At 60.6% G+C, this 2,083-nt stretch carries 2 protein-coding genes and 1 pseudogene; all 3 read left to right on the top strand.

The genetic code is table 11. The features are described 5' to 3' along the window. Nucleotides 1-347 (top strand): GNAT family N-acetyltransferase (locus tag WCA53_RS11195; protein ID WP_423909292.1); only part of this gene is annotated, 347 nt, incomplete at its 5' end. A 577-nt stretch (nucleotides 348-924) separates the two neighbouring features. Next, complete coding sequence (locus WCA53_RS11190) at nucleotides 925-1,848, top strand: fatty acid desaturase (protein WP_423909289.1); 924 nt, start codon at nucleotides 925-927, stop codon at nucleotides 1,846-1,848. Continuing rightward, nucleotides 1,845-2,083: pseudogene (locus WCA53_RS11185) on the top strand (hypothetical protein); the annotation flags it as partial. The gene WCA53_RS11190 and the pseudogene WCA53_RS11185, both read left to right, overlap by 4 nt.

The raw sequence follows: 2,083 nt of genomic DNA, 5'->3' as shown, positions 1-2,083 counted from the left end.
TCGTCGCGCGGGTGGGCACGCTCCTGGTCGGCGCCTCCGCCATGACGCCAATTGTCATCGGGGAAGCGTCGGCGCTGCTGCTTGGGCCGTTGATCGTCGAGCCGGTGTTCCGCAGCCAGGGGATCGGAGAAGCCCTCGTGACGAGTTCGCTGGAGGCCGCGAAGGCCGCCGGCTGGAAGCTTGTGATCCTGGTCGGCGATGAGCCGTATTATGCCCGGATGGGGTTTCAACCCGCTCCCAAGGGACAAATCTCGTTACCGGGACCAGTCGATCCCGAGCGGCTCCTTTATTGCGAACTCGTGCCGGGCGCGCTGGCGACGGCGAACGGTGCGGCGCGAGGCGCCTGAGCGCCGACGCGCTCGTCGCAGCCTCAAGGGGGCCAGGATCCCCAACAACGATAAGTCGCGCTTGAAAACTGAACCCCGCCTGCGAGATTCTTGGTCGACCAGATGTTGACAAAAACAGAAAATAGTGTATACGTTTCCTCATCGCTGGATCAGGCACAAGTCGCATCCGCGGGCGAGAAAAAAGCGATGCGCGTCGGATAGGTCGCAGAGGTCTCGGACGGGAAGAGATTTTTTATTTCAATCGCCCCTAACTCATTGAAAAGTCTGATTCTAAAAAATAGCACTCTAGCTATTTTGGTAGCGGTTATTCGCGTTTCGTAGCTTTTATTGCGCTGGCTTAGTGGCTTCTGGGCTCGGCGGAGGCGGATCTGTTTGGGTGATCGATCCTGCTCTCCTCCAAGCGGGCACAAGAGAATTCTGCGGCCGGCCGAACGGACCTGGTGGGCGCCACAACGGCTTGACCGATAATGTCTATCGATTTAGTATACGATAGACAAAATTGCTAGGAACGCGACGCGCAAGCTAACATCGCTTCAGGCTGGTGATTCGCTGCGCATCGGTTGAGGGACCGCTGCTCGTGGAATTCGTGGAGCTCAAATCGCTTGATCGCGGGCTCGAATGGCCGACCGCCCTCCTTGCTTTTGCCATTTACGGTCTGTGGTTTACGACCACCTTTTTCTATCGTGATCTGCCGTGGTGGGTTCTGACGCCGCTCGGCGCTTGGATCATTGCCTGGCAGTTGAACCTGCAGCACGAAACAATTCACGGCCATCCGACCCGGAATCGCCGCGTCAACGAAATGATCGGCCGCTGGCCCTTATCGCTATGGCTGCCCTATTCGATCTACCGCTCGACCCATCTTGCCCATCATCGGGACGAGAACCTGACCGATCCGCTCGATGATCCCGAAAGCTATTACTGGGCGGATGGCCAGTGGTGCGCGCTCGGGCCGTTCGGGCGCGCCGTCGTTGCCGCGCAGTCGACACTTCTCGGGCGTATGATCCTCGGTCCGGCATGGACGATCTCGCGTTTCGTTCGCGGCCTGGCTCGCGACGTCTGGCGGGGCAAGGGCAACACGCGCGTGATCGTCGCGCGGCACCTCCTCGAATGCGCCGTCATTCTCATCTGGGTGTTCGGCGTCTGCGGCATGCCGTTCTGGGTCTATGTCGCGTGCTTTGTCTATCCCGGCCTGAGCCTCGCCGTGGTTCGCTCCTTCGCCGAGCATCGCGCCGAGCAGGAGGTGGGCAAGCGGACGGCGATTGTCGAGAATGCTCGAATTCTCGGGCCGCTTTTCCTGTTCAACAACCTGCATGCTGCGCATCACCTGCGCGGCAGGCTGCCCTGGTACCAAATCCCGAAATTCTATCGCCTCAATCGCGCCGCCCTGATCGAGCGCAACGGCGGTCTTGTCTACAACAGCTATTTCGACGTGGCGCGACGCTATCTCCTGACATCCCACCACGGCCCGCTTCACCCAGGTTGGGACCAACGAGCGGCGTGAGCGGCGAAACGCTGATCGCTATCCTGCCCATGTATGATTTTCCGTGGACCGCCGCGGCCAATGACGCACTATGGGCGGCGATTTCCGCTCGCCTGGCGGAGGCCGGCGTTCAATCGCCGACGAGGCTCGCCCGAGGCGGTGAGCTCGCCGTCATCTGGCGACATCCTGGGCTCATCTTCGGCCAGACCTGCGGCTATCCGTATGCGTCTGGCCTCAAAGACGCCGTGACGCTGAT

The sequence above is a fragment of the Caballeronia sp. genome, from assembly GCF_049581465.1.
In the GTDB taxonomy this organism is placed as follows: Bacteria; Pseudomonadota; Gammaproteobacteria; order Burkholderiales; family Burkholderiaceae; genus Caballeronia.
Note: the sequence above shows the minus strand (reverse complement) of the source record. Positions and strands in the feature narration are given on the sequence as shown.